We start from the raw sequence: 18,343 nt of genomic DNA, 5'->3' as shown, positions 1-18,343 counted from the left end.
CGAAGGTATTGCACTTGTGGGGTCGCCCATATCGACTATCGTTAAAGCTCACACTCAAAGGTGAACATTTTGAGTAACGAGCGGTAGAACTCCCCCGGGTTATGACTGGGGGAAATCAAGTGATTGAGTACTCTTGATCAGGAGGAAGATCATCATGATTCGCAAGCCTTACCTGACTGCACTGGCGACACTGGCCCTCGTTGCTGGCGTGTACGGGGTTTCGGTACCGGCCTACGCAACCGACCAGGCTGACCAACGGCAAGAATCGCGCGACACCAAGCAAGAAGGGCGAGATGCCGCCAGGGAAGTGAAGGAAGAATGCAAAGAAGGCGATGAAAAAAGCCGTAACGATTGTCGTCAGGACAAGCGCGACACCAAGCAAGACAACCGCGACACGGCTCGAGACATCAAATACTAGTCGTCAACCGAACCCGGCTCCCTGTGGCTGCCGGGTCTGAAAACGTTCGATCTGTTCGGGGATCGGGTGTAACTGCGCGGCGAATTCACGCGAATGTGCCGCACACTAACACTGCCCAGGGAGATCAAGGGTGCGGCCCTTCCCGCTCATCCAGAACCAAAGGCAGTGCATATGAAACAGGCACTTGGGTACTTCACCAAACGGGTGATTGCTGGACTGCTGGTCATCATCCCGATCTACCTTGCCATCCTGTTGCTGCTCAAGGGCATGAAATCGCTTGGGCAACTGGTGCGGCCTTTCACTCAAATCCTTCCAGACTGGCTTCCCGCCGAGCAGTTGTTATCACTCATTCTGGTGTTGTTGATTTGCTTCCTGATCGGCTCTGCCTTGCGCACCCGTCTGGGACAGCGGGCCCGTGATCGAGTGGAAAAGAGGTTCTTCGAACGAATCCCCGGCTACGGGTTGTTCCGCAGCCTGACGCAACAGGTCGCGGGTGACAGCCGCCAAACCGTCTGGAAGCCTGCCCTGGTCGAAATCGAAGACGCCCTCGTCCCGGCCTTCATCATCGAAGTGTTCGAGGACGGCCGCTACACGATATTCGTCCCGTCGGTGCCCACGCCACTGGCCGGTGCCGTCTACATTCTCGACGGGAACCGCGTGCATCCACTGGACGTTTCCTTCACCGACGCCTTCAAAGTCATCTCCAAATGGGGCTCGGGCGCCAAGGATCTGGTGGCTGCGATGGAGAACGGCGCAAACCGGCGAGAAGCCGCGGTGCTGACGGAGCAGGCGAAAATCGCGCCCTGAACAAACTGAGACAAGGGTCGCGATGCGACCCTTGGCTTTCCTCGCTTCACGACTGATCGGATCGCCCACCCTCCTTCACCGTGCGGCTGACACGTTGGCGGATTCGCGATTTTCTTGCTCGAGCCTTTTGAATCATGGCGTCGAGTTGGGCGATCAGATCATCAACATCGATCTCCACAAACTCCTCCTGCTCGATTGCAAGAATGCGATTGGCGAACTCCTGACTGTATTCCGGCCATTCGCGGTTCTCCACGTCATTCGCTACAGCAGTGAGCGTCCACTTACCTGCGATTTCGTGACCGACTAACAGACCTTCATGCTGAAGCTCACGCACTGCGGCCTGAAGCTGGATTTCATCGACCTGCGGGCACTCTCGCCCTAACCCCTCGCGCAGGTCGGCGAGACTCAATCCCGAGGAACAGAGGTGAATGATTAATATACGAAGTGAGTGCATTTCCATCGCCAGGGGCCTAAGTGTCGTTCAGGATTTCCCACTCGTGTCCGCCGAGTGGGAATGGATTGCCACGTACAAACCTGAGAGGGTCAGGCCAGGTCGTAGCCGATCATGAACAAGGCGGCTTCCAGCGCGCGAAGCGCATTGGTCGGGGCAGCAACATGCGTGTTGAAGCGACTCGCCTGCGCCGCCGGGTGATCCAGTGCGGCGCTCAATACCCAGCTGGCACGCAGATTCCACAACGCGTGATGACGCCCGGCACGAAGTCGTTTGAAGTAGAGATTGCCAACTGCAGGATTACGGCGCTTGGGAACCAATGTGTTTTCACCTTCCTTGGCCGCCGACCATGGGAAACACAGTTCTTTGGGCACCTGGCTCAAGCCCTTGGCCTGACAGTATTTTGCGACCAGCCAGCCCATGGCAGCGGCGACGCGGCTGTCGTAGATCACGAAGTTGTCGCAGATCAAAGAATAGATTTTGGTCATTCCCGAGTTGAAGCGCAGGCCTGCAGCACGCAACACAGGCGACTCGGAATCTTGCGCATCGATCGCCATTTTCACGCTTTGCAGCATGCTAGCCAAACCACGCTCGTTGGCCTTCAGCCAATCAGTGTTGCGCGCGGTAACGCCTCCCCAAGCCATCACATCCGCCGACGCCTGCAGACAGAGGGCATCATTGCCGCCAGCGGCCTGCAGATCCCGACGAAGCGCGTCCAGTGCAATTGCGTTGCTTGTGGTGCAGGCGCCCGCGTTGTAACCCAAGCGCACGTTGCCAGGATGATTCCAGCTATAGCGCTGGAAGGCGTCGTAGAGGCTGGTGCAAGCCCACTGTGCGTTGCTGCGGCGATTGGTGTAAGCGTGCTGAAAAAGAGTGCTCGACTCGAGCTCGGTGGCCAGCCAGGTGACGAAGCCAGCAACGTGCGCAACGCAGAGATAGGAATGACGCTTCATGGGATATTTTTGCTCCTGTGGGCTGGATTGGCAGGATCGCTCACCAGCAGAAGCATGAAACCAGATACCCTGCCCAGATTTTGTCCAGGTTGAAATAAATGTCACTACTTAATTATCGCCGTGAGCGCTTGCTGGACGTTTTAAGCCGTCAATCGCAATGGCTTTCAGCAAGCGCGCTGCATGAGCTGCTTAAAAGTTCCAGCAGCGAACCGGTCGGCTCACTGAAAACAACCAAGCGCGATCTCGAGTTTCTGTTCGATGAAGGCTATGCCACCTTCGAAGATAAAGGTAACGGCCTGGCACGCTTGTGGCGTCTGGAAAAATACCGCCACGCCCTGACGTTGCTCCCGACCGAAGCCATGACCCTTGCGGCCATCTTTGACCATGCCAATCGGTTCGGCCTTCACACCCATACCGACCAACTCAAGGGCTTGAAAACCTACGCCAACAGAGTTATGAACCGGGTTGAAAAACGCAAGATCGAGATAGAGAAACGCATTACCACCGGGACCCGCTTTCTGGTACTTGCGCCTGGCAAAGCCGATCTCGGCCATCTCAAAAGACTGCAGCAGGCTATTTGCTACGACGAGCCGCTTGAAGTCACCTACCTGCCCAGAGATGCCGACGGGGTCCAGTGCGTATACCAACTCAAACCCCTGGGGCTATCGCATCAAGATTCCAATACCTACCTTTCCGCCTACGTCCTGGAAGAGGAATGGGCTGACGGCTACGTACCCGATCCGGAAAAACCACGTGGCAAATACAGTAGCAACGGACCGAATTCGATGTGCGCACTCATGCTGCACCGGATCGTGAAGATCGAACCGGGCAAACGCTCCATTGAGGACCCGCAAGGCTACGACATTCATTCGTTCGAAGCCCAACAACATCTCATGACGATTCATGATAAGGACCCGGTCGATCTGGTTTTGCGTTTGAGTGCCAACTTGTACAACAGGCTCTGGGAAAATCCATTAACCGAAGAGCAGAAACTGCAGCAGGAGAGTGATGGCTGGTGGAAGCTCACCTGCCGCATTCAGGACTCTCAGGGTTTGCGGCTATTTCTGCTAAGCAACGCAGCTGACATCGAGGTAAAAAAACCGGCCAATCTCCGAGCCCATGTGCACGACACGCTTCAGCGAGCACTGACGTTGTATGGTGGATAAGCGGTGCAACGGCTGTACTCCTTATCCGGGATAGCCAATCAGACAACTCAGCCCGGCAAAAAAGCTGCCTCCATCAGGCAGCTCCCGCGCATCGTTCTATCAATGGCAGATTCGCTAACCCGCCACCTGACAACCTGCCCTGCTCCAGATCGAACGGCAAAACCCAAAGTTTCAGTTTGTCCGAGAAGATGAACGGCTCATCCAGTGCAAAGTGGGAGATTCCTGGTTTCGAACTGCCAAAGGTCGACGGAAACTCAACCTTGGACCAGATAGGCGCCTGACGGAACACGCTTTCGCAGTTTCTTGCACTTGCCGGGTGCGGGCTGCTGCCCCGGCGGACGATCGGGAAACCAGATTCGGCATTTGCCCGGAGGCGGCCAATGGCCGCGGGGAATCGCCACCTCGTCGTTCGCGGGCTCTGGCGCCACCGAAGCCACTTGCGGTTGGCCTACATTCCGTGGCGTGCCCACCGTTGGAAAGTCCGATACACGCTCAGCGTTTGCGCGAACGAGATTGCCGGCGTTGCGCCCAATGTCCTGGTTGGATTGTTCAGCAATGGCTATTTCTGCTTCGCGGCGCCTTTGGGCCTCTTCTTCGAGCCCCTTCTGCACTGCGATCCGGTCCTCTTGGGCGTTCGGTGGGGAACTCGAAGCCTTGGCCTGCTGCGCCGCCTGGATCAATTGGAAGTTGCGGTTACGTAACTCGACGTTGCGCCCAACCCGCATGTTCGAGCGCGCCGCCAACGTTTCAGCCTGTTCGTACTGCCCCTGCTGAAGGCGCAACACACCCAGATAATGCAGCGTCGCCGGATTGTTCGGCTGGATATGCAGGGCACGCTCCAGCGTGGCGGCGGCTTGATCCACCTGGCCAGCTTCATACTGGCGCGAAGCAGTTTCGATCAAGGTGGTTGATGCGCTGTTGCTTTGTGCAGGCGCTCTTAGCTCGGCAGCGACCGAGCAAAGCGACGCGACAGCGCAGAACGCCAGGAGGAGACCCGGCAGGAAACGTTTGGTTGGCATCAGGGGGCAGACTCGGCTGATCTCGGACGGCGCTGCCGTAAAACAGGCCACCAGCGCTGGTCGGTGTCGCCGACACAGGGGCCCTATTGACTTGGCCGCCACCCTGAAGTTCCCGCGCCTGGCGCGGCTATATGCCTACCCAAAAACTGTTTTTTCGGGAATGAACACATTACAAACCGAAAAACTTGAATAGCCACAATGCCCCCATCCCGACCGCCAGCGTCAGGACAGTGTTTCGAGTCTGCCAGGCCACCCAGGCAGCCAGGATGGCGGCGGGTATCTGCGGGTTACTCCATACGAACTCGCCCTGCCCGTTCGGGTACACCACGGCGGGGAGTACCAGGGCGGCCAGCACACTCGCCGGTACGTAAAGCAACGCCCGACTGAGCAGCGCCGGGATGCGCAAGCGGCCATACAGCTCGACAAAGGAAAGTCGCATGGCGAACGTGCCCAGACCGACCGCGAGGAACAGTCCCCACAAGGCCAAATCACTCATGGTGTCTCCCTCTCGACGTCATCAATCATCGCATCGGCCAAAGGTCTTTTGCGAACGCTCTCGGTCACCAGTCCCGCGATGACGCCGCCAATGGAAGCGGTGACCAGTCCAAGGTTATAGGGCATATCGACTGCAAAAACGGCCAGCAGCCCACCGACCACGGCGGCAGCCAGACTCGGCTTGCTACGTATGCCGGGCACCAGAAGTGCCAGGAAAGAAAGTGGAATGGCAAAGCTCAAAGACCAGGTCTCGGGAATGCTTGCGCCCAGATAAATGCCTGCCAATACAGACAATTGCCACGACAACCACATCGAAAACGCTGTGCCGGCATAGTAATAGTGCGCGAATGGCCCCAGCTCGCCAGAGGAAAGCTTGAGCGTGCTCAGTGCATAAGACTGGTCAGAAAGCATGTAGGACAACGGCCACGTCCAGCGCCGGGGTAAATGGTGCAGATGCGGGGCCAGCGATGCGCTGTACATGATGAAGCGCAAGTTGATCACCAGCGCCGTGACCACAATCGCCAGCGGCACAACACCCGTATGCAGCAATTGCAGGGCGACCATTTGAGCGGAACCTGAGTAGAACAGCAGCGTCATGCCCATGGTCGTGCCCGGTGACATACCCATATTGATCGCCATGACCCCCGTGAGCAGGCCGAATGGAATGACACCGGGAATCAACGGAAGAAGCGCCCTGACACCTTGCATGAACGCTTCCCTTCCTGTTCGGTAAGGCATTTCGACTCCTGTTTGATTTTGCATCGCCGGTTCGATTTGACCGCGACGCGGGTCGCTCTGATGCGGATAGCCGGGATATTGCGACAGTCCGGCTCGCCGGACAATCGCTGGGCTTCGACCACTCACCTGTGGCGAGGGAGCTTGCTCCCGCTGGGCCGGGCTGGCGCACCAGCACGAAGCGGCCCCAAAAAAATGGGATCGCTTCGCAGTCCAGCGGGAGCAAGCTCCCTCGCCACGAATATCCTGGCGTTTGAATGATTGTTGAGTTCGTAGGGTATTGAACCTGTGGGTAGACAATCTAGCGCATGCCTAAGCCCTGATGCAGAGTTCATTGCCATAGCGATACATGGCTTGTTTAACGGCCGTCAGGGTTACTTCCTGAAAGCCACAAGACCTTGCGCCGTTGCCTACGCTTACGCCAGAATCCGCCGGCTTGTGCGCCGTTGGCCTTGGTTCTATCGTTTCCGTGTCGCTGCCAATTCAGCGACCAGGCTTGGAACCCTGGCGAATAAACGGCGCATAACGCCCTTCATAACATTTGCTTGCACGCTGCTAAGTGTGTGCTCCGTTATGGCGGCTGTGCGTGGGAGACTTTAGGGTCTGCCGGGTTCCGTTTACCCCGGGTTCCAACCTGCGTACAGCTGCCACCCTTCGCTTGGAACCGAAAGGAGCAGCTACAACTTGTAGACGGAGAGTAGCCATGTTCAAAGTCACGCCCAACCCGCCGGAAACCGATCCGGTGTCCCCGTACGAGCCCGGCTCGAAGAAACTCAACGAAGCCGCCGAAAACGCCCTCGACTTCCACTTCGCCTCAATCGCCGACATCAAAGCCACACCCCGCACACCCAGCTCACTGTTCACGGTTGACCCTGAAGCCGATACCGAAACCCTGGCGGTTTATCTGGTCGAGACATTGGCCTCGGTCGATGTGATGGTCCACCAGTTAGTGGATCACTTGGAGGGTGCGTCGCGCTATGCCCTGTTGGGGATTTCCAACAGCATCATGGTGGCGGAAATCACGGCGAACCGCATGCTGGATCAGATTGACCCGTCGGAGTAGCGGCGGTTAATACAGCGGCTCTGTTTGGGGCCGCTGGGCATCGACCACTAACCTGTGGCGAGGGAGCTTGCTCCCGCTGGGCCGGGCTGACGCTCCAGCATGACGTGCCCCACCAAAAAAAGGGACTGCTTCGCAGTCCAGCGGGAGCAAGCTCCCTCGCCACGTTTCGGTGAGTGGTCGTGTAAACGCTTGAAGATGATCAAGCCAATAGTTCGGTGATCCACCGGGCTTGTTGCATGAGGTCTTGCACCCTCTCCTCGGGCACCGCCTGCCGCGCCCGCTCGAACTGGATCAGGGTCTTCTGCTTTTCGCGCAGCATGCGCTGCCACTTGGCCAGGAATGCTGGACTGCGCGCCTGCATTTGCAGCGGGCCGAAGTACAGTTCCTCGGCGGAATAGATCACCGGCCCGATGCGCTCGGCGACGATGATTTCGTAGTCGAAACGGTTTTCCCGCAGCACTTCCTCGCTGAGGATGCGGTAGCCGTTTTCCATCAACCATTGGCGCAGTGGCTGCTCGCCGCCGTTGGGTTGCAGGATCAGGCGCTCCTGGCCACTCAGGTGTGCCTTGCCGCTGTCGAGGATGTCGCGAATCGTCTCGCCGCCCATGCCACAGATGCTGATGGCGGTGATCCCGTCGCCCGGCTCGATCGCTGCCAGACCATTGGCCAGACGCACGGTGATCCGCTGGTCCAGGTCGTTCTCGCGCACGGTGCGTTGCGCCGCGTGGAATGGCGTCAATGCCACCTCGCCGGCCACCGCCGCCGCGATGGCGCCACGGCGCATCAAGGACACCGGCAGATAACCGTGATCCGAGCCGATATCGGCCAGGCGCGCATCGGCAGGCACATGCGCCGCCACCCGCTCCAGGCGCATGGACAATGTCTGTTCGTTCAACTGCAGTTCCTTTTCACCACGACTGTCCGGCGCCTGTGTCCGGATCGGGGCGTGATTCTGGCGAGCTACGGCGTGTATTTCAAATTTTTGCGACCAGAGCCATGGTCCGACCGGTACCGATCACTCGCATACCCTCCTGAAGCGGGCCCTGGTCATCGACCGTTTCTGGCGGAACTTTTACGCAGCCTGAGAAACTGCAATGGGTTGTGGGTTCAAGTGCTCAGTAATCCCAGAAAGCCGCTACCCAGCGAAAGGCATCACCGTCGACGGCCACTCGGCCAACGGAGGGAAACGGCAGGTGCGTGGCGACAAACAGCTCACCGCTCGCCGCGGCTTCTTGCATGAGGCGGACCCGAACGCGAACCGACTCTTCAGGGTCATGTTCAAAGCCGTTGTGCCAGTCCGGGTGTTCGAATGCCACCGGAAACAAGGCGTCGCCGGCGAAGGTCAGGCGCTGGCCGCCGGACGTCACGTAGACCACGCTGTGCCCCGGGGTGTGGCCACCGGTGAGTTTGGCGACCACGCCCGGTGCCACCTCGTACTCGTCTTCGAAGGTCCGCACGTTGCTGCGGTAATCGTTGATGAACTGATTGGCGGTTGCCCGCAAGACGTCCGGCACCGGCGAAGGCATTTCGGTGTGGGTGAAATCCGGCGACTCCCAGAACGCGACCTCGGTCGCCGCCACGTGGATGCGCACGTCTGGTCGCAACTTGTGCTTCACCTCATCGACCAGCAGCCCGCCAATGTGGTCCATGTGCATATGGGTAATCACCACGTCGGTCACGGAACCGAGATCGATACCGGCCGCCTCCAGGCGCTTGGGAAATTGCCCGGCCCGGGGAAACCCAGGGAACTGCCCGCCCAGGCCAGCATCGACGAGAATAGTCTGACTACCGCTTCGAATCACCAGCACGTTCAACGCCCAATCGAACGCGTCCGGCCCCAGGAACATATCCTTGAACCAGGCCGCACGGGCAGCAGGATCAGCATTGGTGGACATGGTCGAGGTCGGCAGCGGCAGCACGCCATCGCTGATCACCAGCACGTCAATCTCGCCGACCCGCAGCGCATAGCGCGACGGCACCAACTCCTCGAAGCCAACTCCATTGGAATGTGAAGTGTTGAGTGATGCAGCCTTTTGGGTGGGGTGGTTCAGATGCGTTGTCATGGTCGTTCTCCGATTGCCTGGGTCAATAATCTCGGGCCGAAAGCCCCTCTCTCGGCACGAAAGCGACGGATCGCCCGAGAGTGAGTCTGCATCGTGGGACAACGCGGCAGCTACCATACGTGGGTATGGTGCGGATGCACTTTAGCGTGATCGAGTGCGGCAAAAAGGGAACTGGATTCGGCGCATCGCCGTCATGTCAGGTGTTCTCGCGCATCGGTGTGACCGAGTGACTTGAGCCGCGCAACGGGCGAATCGCGCCTGTCATAACGCGCAAAAAACAAATAGCTGCCCTTCCCTATCGACAACTATTGGCCAAAAGCACAGGTAGACAACGAACCCGGCCGTTAGCCAGTGGTCACAACCATTGATGGCCTCGCAACTGTACACAGGAGCGAAGCTTGCAAATCACACAATTCAGGGTGCGCCGGATAACTTTCAGCGGGTTCGGTTCCTGTTAGATGCCGACAGCTGCAACCATCCAATGCTCCCTTTTCGGAGTACGCAAATGACTCAATCAACCCGCTTCTTCCTGTCGCTTTTCCTCGCGGCTGCCTCATTAGTCTCGACCGGTCTGCTGAACACCGCAGCAGCGGCCACCGCCGAAGACCTGAATGCCGACTCTCGGCAAACGTTGCAGCTTCTCAACAAGACCACGCCATCGGCCGAAAAAATTTCCCACCAGGCCAAGGCTGTACTTGTCTTCCCGAAAATCATCAAGGCGGGCCTGGTATTCGGCGGTAGCTATGGTGAAGGCGTATTAATGAAGGGCAAAGACGTCGTGAACTATTACAACTCCGTCGGCGGTTCGTGGGGGCTGCAAGCAGGCGCCCAGTCGTATGGTTATGTGGTTTTTCTGATGACTGACAAAGCGGTGAAATACATCACTGATACCAAAGGTTGGGAAATCGGCGTAGGGCCAACCGTTGTTGTGGTGGATGAAGGGATGGCGAAAAACCTGTCCAGCTCGACAATGAAAGACGACGCCTACGCGTTCATCGTTGACCAGCAAGGTTTAATGGCCGGGGTCAGCATCGAAGGCACGAAAATTTCTCTGATCAAGCGCTAGAGGCGCCTTTTCAGCTTTTTGGTCGATTGCTGTCACATCAATCGGCAGCAATCGACCAGAAGCGAAGAGCCCACGGATTTCTAACCAACTGTTTTTTATAAAGAAAATAGTTTTATAAAGCAGTGTTTAGTAATTCACCGCATTTGCGTATGATATTGATTATCAAATAACATCAATTCATATGTGAGTTCGCATGTACACCTCATCTCCCCTGTGTCCACAAAACTCCGTTACGCCGCGCTCGCCTACGGCACTGCGCCCCCTGGCTCTCGCAGTGCACATGCTTGCAGCCGGTATCGCCATGACTGCGCCCGCCGTGCAAGCGGCGGAACAGACTGAGCAGGCCGAGACGGGAAGCGCCGTGACCCTGGCGCCGATCGCGATCACCGAAACAGCCACTGCCGAACGCAGCGGCGTCACCGAAGACACCAACTCCTACACCACTGACTCCGCACGCACGGCCACGCCGTTGAACATGTCGCTGCGCGAAACGCCGCAGTCCGTCAGCGTTATCACCCAGCAGCGCATCCAGGACCAGGATCTGAAAACCATCCTCGACGTGGTCAACAATGCCACTGGTGTGTCGGTCAATCGCTACGAGACAAGCCGCGCCCAGTTCAACGCCCGGGGCTTTGAGCTCAACTCGCTGATGATCGATGGCGTACCCACCATTTATGAGCAGCCATGGAGTTCGGGGGAGATTTTCAGCAGCCTGGCCATGTATGACCGCGTTGAAGTGGTGCGCGGTGCCAACGGTTTGATGACCGGTGCCGGTGATCCTTCCGCCTCCCTCAACATGGTGCGCAAGCGCGCCAACAGCAGAGATTTGAAGGGTTCGGTGGAGTTGAGCGCCGGCACGTGGGACACCTATGGCATGGAGGCCGATGTGTCCACAGCGCTGAACGAGGAAGGCACGATCCGCGCGCGTTTGGTCGGGGAGACCAACGAAGGCGACACCTGGATCGACATGAACTCGAACAAACGCCAGACCCTCTACGGCACCATGGATATCGACCTGACGCCCGACACCACGCTCTGGTTCGGCTTGAGCCGGCAAGAAAGCAATGCCGAGTCGCCAATGTGGGGCGGTCTGCCCGTCTGGTACGCCGACGGCGGCCGCACCAACTGGAGCCGTTCGAAGACCACCTCCGCTGACTGGAGCAAATGGGACACCACCTACGAGACCTACTTCGTCAATCTCGATCACCGCTTTGCCAACGACTGGCAGGTCAACCTCAGCTACAACCGCGGCGAGCGCACCAGCGACTCTTCCCTGCTGTACCTGTCCGGCAATCCAGGCAGAAACGGTAGCTCCGGCATGTCTTCGTTCCCGGCGACCTACAAGACCGAGACCACCCAGGACGACTACGGCATCCGCTTCAATGGCCCGTTCTCGTTCCTGGGTCGTGAGCACGAATTGGCATTCGGTTATGTGGACAGCAAGCAGAAGTTCGACGCCGACTCCCTCGACGCGCAATCCGGCTTTGACGGCGTGGCCGATTTCGATGCCTACAACGGCCATTTCCCCGAGCCGATCTGGGGCCCGCGAACCGACTACGGATACAGCGAGACTCGCCAGAAAGGCCTGTACGCAGCCACTCGCCTGAACGTGACCGACGATTTGAAAGTGATTCTCGGCGCGCGTGAGAGCTGGTACGAAAAAACCAGTGATGACATCTACTCGGAAGTGAGCAAGGTCGATGTCGATCATGAGCTGACCCCCTATGCCGGCGTCGTCTACGACCTCACCGACAACCTCTCGGCCTATGCCAGCTACACGGAAATCTTCCTGCCGCAGTCGGTCCGCGACAGCAGTGGCCAGACATTGGAACCAATCGTTGGCGAGAGCACCGAACTCGGTCTGAAGGGCGAATACTTCGGTGGCCGCTTGAACGCCTCCGCTGCGATTTTCCAGATCAAGCAGGACAATCTGGGCCAGAGCACCGGCGTGCTGATCGATCCTTCGAACCCGGTCGGCGGTTTCGCCTACGAGGCCAGCGAAGGCGCAACCAGCAAGGGTTTCGAGCTGGAAGTGTCCGGCGAACTCGCGACGGACTGGAATGCCTCGCTGGGTTACACCCAGTTCAAGGCTGAAGATGCCCACGGCGACGACGTCAACACGCTGTACCCGACCAAATTGCTGCGCACCTTTACCACCTACCGTCTGCCAGGTGCTTTCAACAAACTGACCATTGGCGGCGGGGTCAACTGGCAGGACTCGATCTACACCTACGCCGTCAACCCGGCGGGCAACTCCGAGAAGATCCAGCAGGATGCCTATGCGCTGGTCAACCTGATGGCGCGCTACGAGATCACCGAAAACCTCTCGGCCCAAGTGAACGCCGACAACGTCACCGACCAGAAGTACTTCGACATCTTCGATGCCTATGGTGCCCTGACGTACGGTGCGCCGCGCAGCATTACCGCTTCGGCGAAATACCGCTTCTAAGCACGTTTGCAGTGACCGCCTAAAACCAAAAAAGCACCTCAGGGTGCTTTTTTGGTGTGTGCTATCAGCGGGACAAGGCCGTCACATTGGCCCGCGCCGTGTGCAGCTTTTTGTAGCTGTCGATCAGCCGCAGGTGTCGATCAAGTCCTTCCAGTTTCATGCTCGTCGGCGTCAAGCCGTAGAAACGCACGCTGCCTTCCACGGAACCAATCACGGCGTCCATGCGCTCGTTGCCAAACATGCGGCGGAAGTTGACCTGGTAATCGTCGAGCTCCAGGTCGTCGTCCAATTGCACTTCCAGCACCACATTCAAGGCCTGGTAAAACAACCCGCGCTCGACCGTGTTGTCGTTGTACTGCAAGAAGGCTTCAACCAGCTCTTTTGCCTCGTCGTATTTCTTCAAGGCGACGTAGATCAGTAGCTTCAACTCCAGGATCGTCAACTGACCCCAGGCCGTATTGTCGTCAAACTCGATGCCGATCAATGTGGTGATGTCGGTGTAATCGTCCAGCTCACTGTTTTCCAGACGCTTGACCAGTGCTCTCAAACCGACGTTGGTCAGGCTGTGCAGGTTCAGGATATCGGAACGGAACGACAGCGCCTTGTTGGTGTTATCCCAAATCAAATCTTCTATCGGATAAATTTCCGAATAGTCCGGCACCAGAATGCGGCAAGCCTTGGCGCCGATGTGCTCATACACCGCCATGTACACTTCTTTGCCCATGTCTTCGAGGATGCCGAACAAGGTCGCGGCTTCATCGGTATTGGAGTTTTCACCGTGGCCGGAGAAGTCCCACTCGACAAACTCGAAATCCGACTTGGCACTGAAGAAGCGCCACGACACCACGCCGCTGGAATCGATGAAGTGCTCGACAAAGTTGTTCGGTTCAGTGACTGCGTGACCTTCAAAGGTCGGCTGAGGCAGGTCGTTCAAACCTTCAAAACTGCGACCTTGCAGCAGTTCGGTAAGGCTGCGTTCCAGCGCCACTTCGAAGCTCGGGTGCGCGCCGAACGAGGCAAACACGCCGCCGGTGCGCGGGTTCATCAAGGTGACGCACATCACCGGGAACTCCCCGCCCAGCGACGCATCCTTCACCAGCACCGGGAAGCCCTGCTCTTCCAGCCCTTGAATACCGGCCAGAATGCCTGGGTATTTCGCCAGCACTTCCTGCGGCACATCCGGCAGCGCGAGTTCGCCTTCGAGAATTTCGCGTTTCACCGCGCGCTCGAAGATTTCCGACAGGCACTGCACCTGCGCTTCGGCCAACGTATTACCGGCGCTCATGCCGTTGCTCAGGTACAGGTTTTCGATCAGGTTGGACGGGAAATACACCACCTCGCCGTCCGACTGGCGAACGAAAGGCAGCGAACAGATGCCACGCTCGACATTGCCGGAGTTGGTGTCGTACAGATGCGAGCCACGCAGTTCACCATCAGGGTTGAAAATTTTACGGCAGTATTCGTCGAGAATTTCAGCCGGCAACGCGTCTTTGGGGCCGGGCTTGAACCAGCGCTCGTCCGGGTAATGCACGAACTCCGCGTTGGCAATGTCTTCTCCCCAGAACTGATCGTTGTAGAAGAAATTGCAGTTGAGTCGCTCGATAAATTCGCCCAACGCCGAGGCCAACGCGCCTTCTTTGGTCGCGCCTTTGCCATTGGTGAAACACATTGGCGAGTGCGCATCGCGGATATGCAGCGACCACACATTGGGAACGATATTGCGCCACGAAGCGATTTCAATCTTCATGCCCAGGCCGGCGAGGATTTCCGACATGTTGGCGATGGTTTGTTCCAGCGGCAGATCCTTGCCGACAATGTAGGTGCCCGCGTCCGAGGCCAGATTTGGCATCAGCAACGCCTGAGCATCGGCATCAAGGTTCTCGACCTCTTCAATCACGAACTCGGGCCCGGTCTGCACCACCTTCTTTACCGTGCAACGGTCGATGGAACGCAAAATGCCCTGGCGGTCCTTGGCAGAGATGTCCGCTGGCAATTCGACCTGAATCTTGAAAATCTGGTTGTAGCGGTTTTCCGGATCGACAATGTTGTTCTGCGACAGCCGAATGTTATCGGTGGGGATGTTGCGGGTTTCGCAGTACAACTTCACAAAGTAAGCCGCACACAAGGCCGACGAAGCCAGAAAATAGTCGAACGGACCCGGTGCCGAGCCATCGCCCTTGTAGCGGATAGGCTGATCGGCCACCACCGTGAAGTCGTCGAACTTGGCTTCAAGACGAAGGTTGTCGAGAAAATTGACCTTGATTTCCATGCGGGATTACCAGAATAACGAAAACAGAATGGGCGGCATTATCCCTTTTTTAGCCCGATCGCACGCGGCAATCTTTAGTGCCAAACCTCAGCCCGTCGAAAACCCCGCCGCTTGGCCAGCCATGGGTGTCCATGGGCTGGCCCAAGACGACAGCGGTTCAGCGGTTGTTGCCCGGCATCGACTCCCGGCTGAAGGCGTCCACCGCCTGTACCAGGCCCTGCGCCGACATCATCACCAATGCCCGACCTTTTTCCGCCGTTGCCTGCGCCGGGTCTGAACCCATGCGCCCGTCCGGATGGCGCGCGCGGAAGTCTTGCGCTTCGCGGATCGGGCCCCACGCGGCGATCTGTGGCGAATACTGTGCCGACTTGATGGAGTCCGGGTAGGCCCATTGCGTAACAGCAATCTCGGAAGGCGTTGCATGCACGCCATGCCCCGTCGGGAACTGCTCCCGTGCCAGATTTTCCACGCCTTCCAGATCCCACCAGTTGCACAACTTCAGCGCAAACCCCGCCGGGCGCCTGGCGAAGCTCGCCTCGGCGTAGAGCTCCGAGAATGCCGCTTCAATCGAAGCAACGTTGCCGCCGTGGCCATTGAGAAAGAGGATTTTTTCAAACCCGTGCGCCGCCAAAGAGCGCACCCAATCGCCAATCGCGGCGATAAACGTCGAGGGACGCAGCGAAATGGTCCCCGGAAAACCGAGATGGTGCTGGGCCATGCCAATGTTGAAAGTCGGCGCAATCAGGATGTCCGCTGTTTTCTGCGCTTCGTGAGCGATGATTTCAGGGCACATCCAATCGGTCCCCAAAAGGCCGGTTGGCCCGTGTTGTTCGTTCGAACCAATCGGGATCACGATGGTACGACTACGGTTCAGGAATTCGCCGATTTCGGCCCAGGTCGACAGATGTAGAAGCATTTGAGATTTCTCCAATGGAACGTTCCTTCCGGAACATGACGATTAAGTTGAGCTGATCACACAGCGCTGTATTCAGGCGCAGCGCGTTCACTCGATAACGATCTGCTCAGAATGATGACAAGTGCCGCACAAAGGGATGCACACCCCACGACAACAATGCCCAGGTTCATACTTCCGGTTGCGGTTTTTGCCCAGCCGATCACCGCTGGTCCCCAGAAGCCGCCGCACAAGCCGATGGTGTTGATGAACGCGATACCGCCGGCTGCGGCTTCGCCCTTGATGTGTTCGGACGGCATGGCCCAGAACACGGTGTACGCCATGAAAATCGTGGTGGTCGCCACGGTCAGCAGGCCCAGCGAGACCATCAAGTGCCCTTCGGCAAAGGGAAACATCAACAGCATAATCGCCCCGAGGCCCGCCGGTACTGCGCAGTGGTAGCGCCTTTCGCCGACACGGTCGGACCGGCGCCCTATCAGGTACATGCCGATAGCCGCCCCGACATACGGAATCGCCGCATACCAACCCAACTGCATGGTGTCGTTAACGCCTTGGGCCTTGAGGACCGCCGGAAGCCAGAAGCTCATGGCGTAGATCGAGAAGATGATGCAGAAATACGCCGATGCCAGCACGTAGGTTTTCGGGTCGCGCAAAACGGCCTTGAACGAATGGACATGGCCCCTCGAGGTACTCAGTTCTGCCTCCAGCAATTTCTTTTCTTCTGCACTTAGCCAGCTTGCTTCAGAGGGCCGGTTCGAAAGTACGAAGTAGGTAAGAATGCCGAGGAAGACGCAGGGAAGCCCTTCAATCAGAAACATCCATTGCCACCCGGCCAAGCCGCCGATGCCTGAAAGCGTAGTCATCAGCCAGGCGGAAAGCGGACCACCGACAATGCCGCCAATGGGGCCGGCGATAAACACGATTGCAATGGCGCGGGCCATGCGCGTCGGGCCGTACCAGCAAGACAGGTAATAGATCATGCCCGGCGCAAAACCGGCTTCGAACACACCCAGCAGAAAACGCATCAGGTAAAAGGTCGGCACGTCGCGGACAAACAGCATGCAGGCCGAGGTGATGCCCCATAGCACCAGAATGCGACTGAACGTCTTGCGTGCGCCCACCCGTGGCAGCATCAGGTTGCTGGGCAGTTCAAACAATATGTACCCCAGAAAAAAGATCCCGGCGCCCGCGCCATAAGCCGCATCGGACAGCCCGAGGTCACTTTGCATCTGCAGTTTGGCGAAGCCGACATTGATCCGGTCCAGATAGGCGAATACATAACAAATGAACAGCAGCGGCAGCAGCCGCCAATTGAGCTTGCGGTAAAGGGCCGAAAGAGCGCCACTTGTTGCCGTCGATTCACAGGCTGACATAGGAGTCTCCAATTGTTCTTGTTTGGCCAGTGGTAGTGGAGAAGGATGTTGCCCCGACGACAAAAGACCAGCAAGAGCAACTAAGTTCGCGTACCGTTGCCCTATGGGCAACACAGCTTCAACGGGAGGAATGGACGAATGCGCGAGATCAACCAACAACGGCTCAGATATTTTCACGAGGTGCTTGTCCACGGGTCGATTCGTGGCGCGGCCGACAGCATCAATACCTCGCCTTCGGTGATCACGCGGCAAATCAAACTGCTGGAAGAAGAACTGGGAGCGAAGCTTTTTGAACGGCAGGCACGGGGTGTTCAGCCGACGGAGGCTGCAGCGCACTTGCTGGAATTCTGGCGAGGTTATCGATCGCACCAGGAGAAACTCGAAGACCAGCTACAGGCGATCAAAGGCTTGCAGCAAGGTCATGTGCGAGTGGTGATCAGTGAGGGGTATGTCGACGCACTGGTCGACAATGTGCTCGCACCGTTCTGCAAGCAGTACCCGAAGCTTGACGTCACGCTGGACATATTGCCCGTCGATGATGTGATGAACGAAGTCGCCGAGAACCGCGCGCACATCGGCCTTGCCTACAATCCCCCACCGCATGCGCACATCGATTTTCGCGCCACATCAGCGCAGCCGGTCATGCTGCTGGTTCGTCCGGATCACCCGCTTGCATTGTCGGGTCGAGCCGCCACCGTCGAAGACATCCTCGCTTGCAAACTGGTGTTGACGCCCACCACGTTCGGGATCGGCCACGCGATAAAAATGCTGGAGTATGCAGAGAAAATCGAGATCCGACCGGCGCTGGTCAGCAACTCGCTGGCCGCACTCAAGCGCCTGATCGCTGCCGGGGATTTCGCGTCGTTGCTGGGAGAATTCGCGGCCTATCGGGAAATCGCCAAAGGCAGCCTGGCCGCTGTAGCTATTGACCACCCGATCTTTCTGGGCGTCGAGGCGAAGTTGCTGGTCAAGACCGGCCGACCGCTGGCCGCCCCCGCTCAAGAGTTGCTTGACTGGATGCTGGAGCGCCTGCCGATGTTCTGGTCTGACGAACACGCGCCGCGCTGAGAGGTATGCGTCACCGCATACCTCAGCGATCCCGG

17 protein-coding genes are annotated in these 18,343 nt (G+C 58.0%); 7 read left to right on the top strand and 10 right to left on the bottom strand.

Annotated features, from left to right (window positions below; translation table 11 throughout):
• Positions 1–154: 154 nt before the first annotated feature.
• Together KGB21_RS03775 and KGB21_RS03770 are read left to right on the top strand one after the other, a co-directional pair.
• Positions 155–418 carry a hypothetical protein gene (locus KGB21_RS03775; RefSeq protein ID WP_052321334.1) on the top strand — a complete coding sequence of 88 codons (264 nt, stop codon included), beginning with the start codon at positions 155–157 and terminating at the stop codon, positions 416–418.
• Between the two features lie 171 nt (positions 419–589).
• A complete protein-coding gene (locus tag KGB21_RS03770; protein ID WP_223503632.1) occupies positions 590–1,225 on the top strand; it encodes a DUF502 domain-containing protein in 636 nt (211 codons plus the stop codon).
• A 46-nt stretch (positions 1,226–1,271) separates the two neighbouring features.
• Here the strand turns inward: KGB21_RS03770 and KGB21_RS03765 are convergent, their stop codons facing one another.
• On the bottom strand, positions 1,272–1,685 hold the full coding sequence (locus KGB21_RS03765) for a hypothetical protein (RefSeq protein ID WP_223503630.1): 414 nt from the start codon (positions 1,683–1,685) through the stop codon (positions 1,272–1,274).
• 83 nt (positions 1,686–1,768) lie between these two features.
• Positions 1,769–2,734: a hypothetical protein gene (locus KGB21_RS03760; RefSeq protein ID WP_223503628.1), complete on the bottom strand. Its 966-nt coding sequence runs from the start codon at positions 2,732–2,734 to the stop codon at positions 1,769–1,771.
• Here KGB21_RS03760 and KGB21_RS03755 point away from each other — a divergent pair.
• The gene (locus KGB21_RS03755) at positions 2,728–3,795 is read left to right on the top strand and encodes a helix-turn-helix transcriptional regulator (protein WP_223503626.1); all 1,068 of its coding nucleotides are present in this window, start codon (positions 2,728–2,730) and stop codon (positions 3,793–3,795) included. The genes KGB21_RS03760 and KGB21_RS03755 overlap by 7 nt on opposite strands.
• 254 nt (positions 3,796–4,049) lie before the next feature.
• Here KGB21_RS03755 and KGB21_RS03750 read toward each other — a convergent pair whose 3' ends face one another.
• The 3 genes from KGB21_RS03750 to KGB21_RS03740 form a co-directional block, all read right to left on the bottom strand.
• Entirely contained in the window at positions 4,050–4,814 is a 765-nt protein-coding gene (locus KGB21_RS03750; RefSeq protein WP_223503624.1) for a tetratricopeptide repeat protein, read from the bottom strand.
• A gap of 169 nt (positions 4,815–4,983) precedes the next feature.
• A complete protein-coding gene (locus KGB21_RS03745) occupies positions 4,984–5,310 on the bottom strand; it encodes an AzlD domain-containing protein (RefSeq protein WP_223503622.1) in 327 nt (108 codons plus the stop codon).
• Entirely contained in the window at positions 5,307–6,047 is a 741-nt protein-coding gene (locus tag KGB21_RS03740; RefSeq protein WP_223503621.1) for an AzlC family ABC transporter permease, read from the bottom strand. Before KGB21_RS03740 ends, KGB21_RS03745 begins: the two co-directional genes overlap by 4 nt.
• 700 nt (positions 6,048–6,747) lie before the next feature.
• On the opposite strand from KGB21_RS03740, the gene KGB21_RS03735 reads away from it, so the two are divergent.
• A complete protein-coding gene (locus tag KGB21_RS03735; RefSeq protein ID WP_223503619.1) occupies positions 6,748–7,107 on the top strand; it encodes a DUF6124 family protein in 360 nt (119 codons plus the stop codon).
• 199 nt (positions 7,108–7,306) lie between these two features.
• Here the strand turns inward: KGB21_RS03735 and KGB21_RS03730 are convergent, their stop codons facing one another.
• Positions 7,307–8,002 (bottom strand): tRNA (adenine(22)-N(1))-methyltransferase, encoded by a 696-nt coding sequence (locus KGB21_RS03730; RefSeq protein ID WP_317846705.1) that lies wholly within the window; start codon positions 8,000–8,002, stop codon positions 7,307–7,309.
• A 220-nt stretch (positions 8,003–8,222) separates the two neighbouring features.
• Positions 8,223–9,170: an MBL fold metallo-hydrolase gene (locus KGB21_RS03725; protein WP_223503617.1), complete on the bottom strand. Its 948-nt coding sequence runs from the start codon at positions 9,168–9,170 to the stop codon at positions 8,223–8,225.
• Positions 9,171–9,675: 505 nt separating this feature from the next.
• Between KGB21_RS03725 and KGB21_RS03720 the strand changes: the two genes are divergently transcribed.
• Positions 9,676–10,236, top strand: a complete 561-nt coding sequence (locus tag KGB21_RS03720) for a YSC84-related protein (RefSeq protein ID WP_034151408.1) — start codon at positions 9,676–9,678, stop codon at positions 10,234–10,236.
• Positions 10,237–10,537: 301 nt separating this feature from the next.
• The gene (locus tag KGB21_RS03715; protein WP_223503615.1) at positions 10,538–12,685 is read left to right on the top strand and encodes a TonB-dependent siderophore receptor; all 2,148 of its coding nucleotides are present in this window, start codon (positions 10,538–10,540) and stop codon (positions 12,683–12,685) included.
• Between the two features lie 64 nt (positions 12,686–12,749).
• Here KGB21_RS03715 and KGB21_RS03710 read toward each other — a convergent pair whose 3' ends face one another.
• The 3 genes from KGB21_RS03710 to KGB21_RS03700 form a co-directional block, all read right to left on the bottom strand.
• Complete coding sequence (locus tag KGB21_RS03710; RefSeq protein ID WP_223503614.1) at positions 12,750–14,954, bottom strand: OsmC domain/YcaO domain-containing protein; 2,205 nt, start codon at positions 14,952–14,954, stop codon at positions 12,750–12,752.
• A 157-nt stretch (positions 14,955–15,111) separates the two neighbouring features.
• On the bottom strand, positions 15,112–15,870 hold the full coding sequence (locus KGB21_RS03705; protein WP_034151405.1) for a creatininase family protein: 759 nt from the start codon (positions 15,868–15,870) through the stop codon (positions 15,112–15,114).
• A 56-nt stretch (positions 15,871–15,926) separates the two neighbouring features.
• On the bottom strand, positions 15,927–17,240 hold the full coding sequence (locus tag KGB21_RS03700) for an MFS transporter (RefSeq protein WP_223503612.1): 1,314 nt from the start codon (positions 17,238–17,240) through the stop codon (positions 15,927–15,929).
• 138 nt (positions 17,241–17,378) lie between these two features.
• Between KGB21_RS03700 and KGB21_RS03695 the strand changes: the two genes are divergently transcribed.
• A complete protein-coding gene (locus KGB21_RS03695) occupies positions 17,379–18,308 on the top strand; it encodes a LysR family transcriptional regulator (protein ID WP_223503610.1) in 930 nt (309 codons plus the stop codon).
• Positions 18,309–18,343: the final 35 nt, after the last annotated feature.

This window comes from Pseudomonas sp. GL-RE-29 (assembly GCF_019947275.1).
Lineage (GTDB): Bacteria > Pseudomonadota > Gammaproteobacteria > Pseudomonadales > Pseudomonadaceae > Aquipseudomonas > Aquipseudomonas fluorescens_A.
Note: the sequence above shows the minus strand (reverse complement) of the source record. Positions and strands in the feature narration are given on the sequence as shown.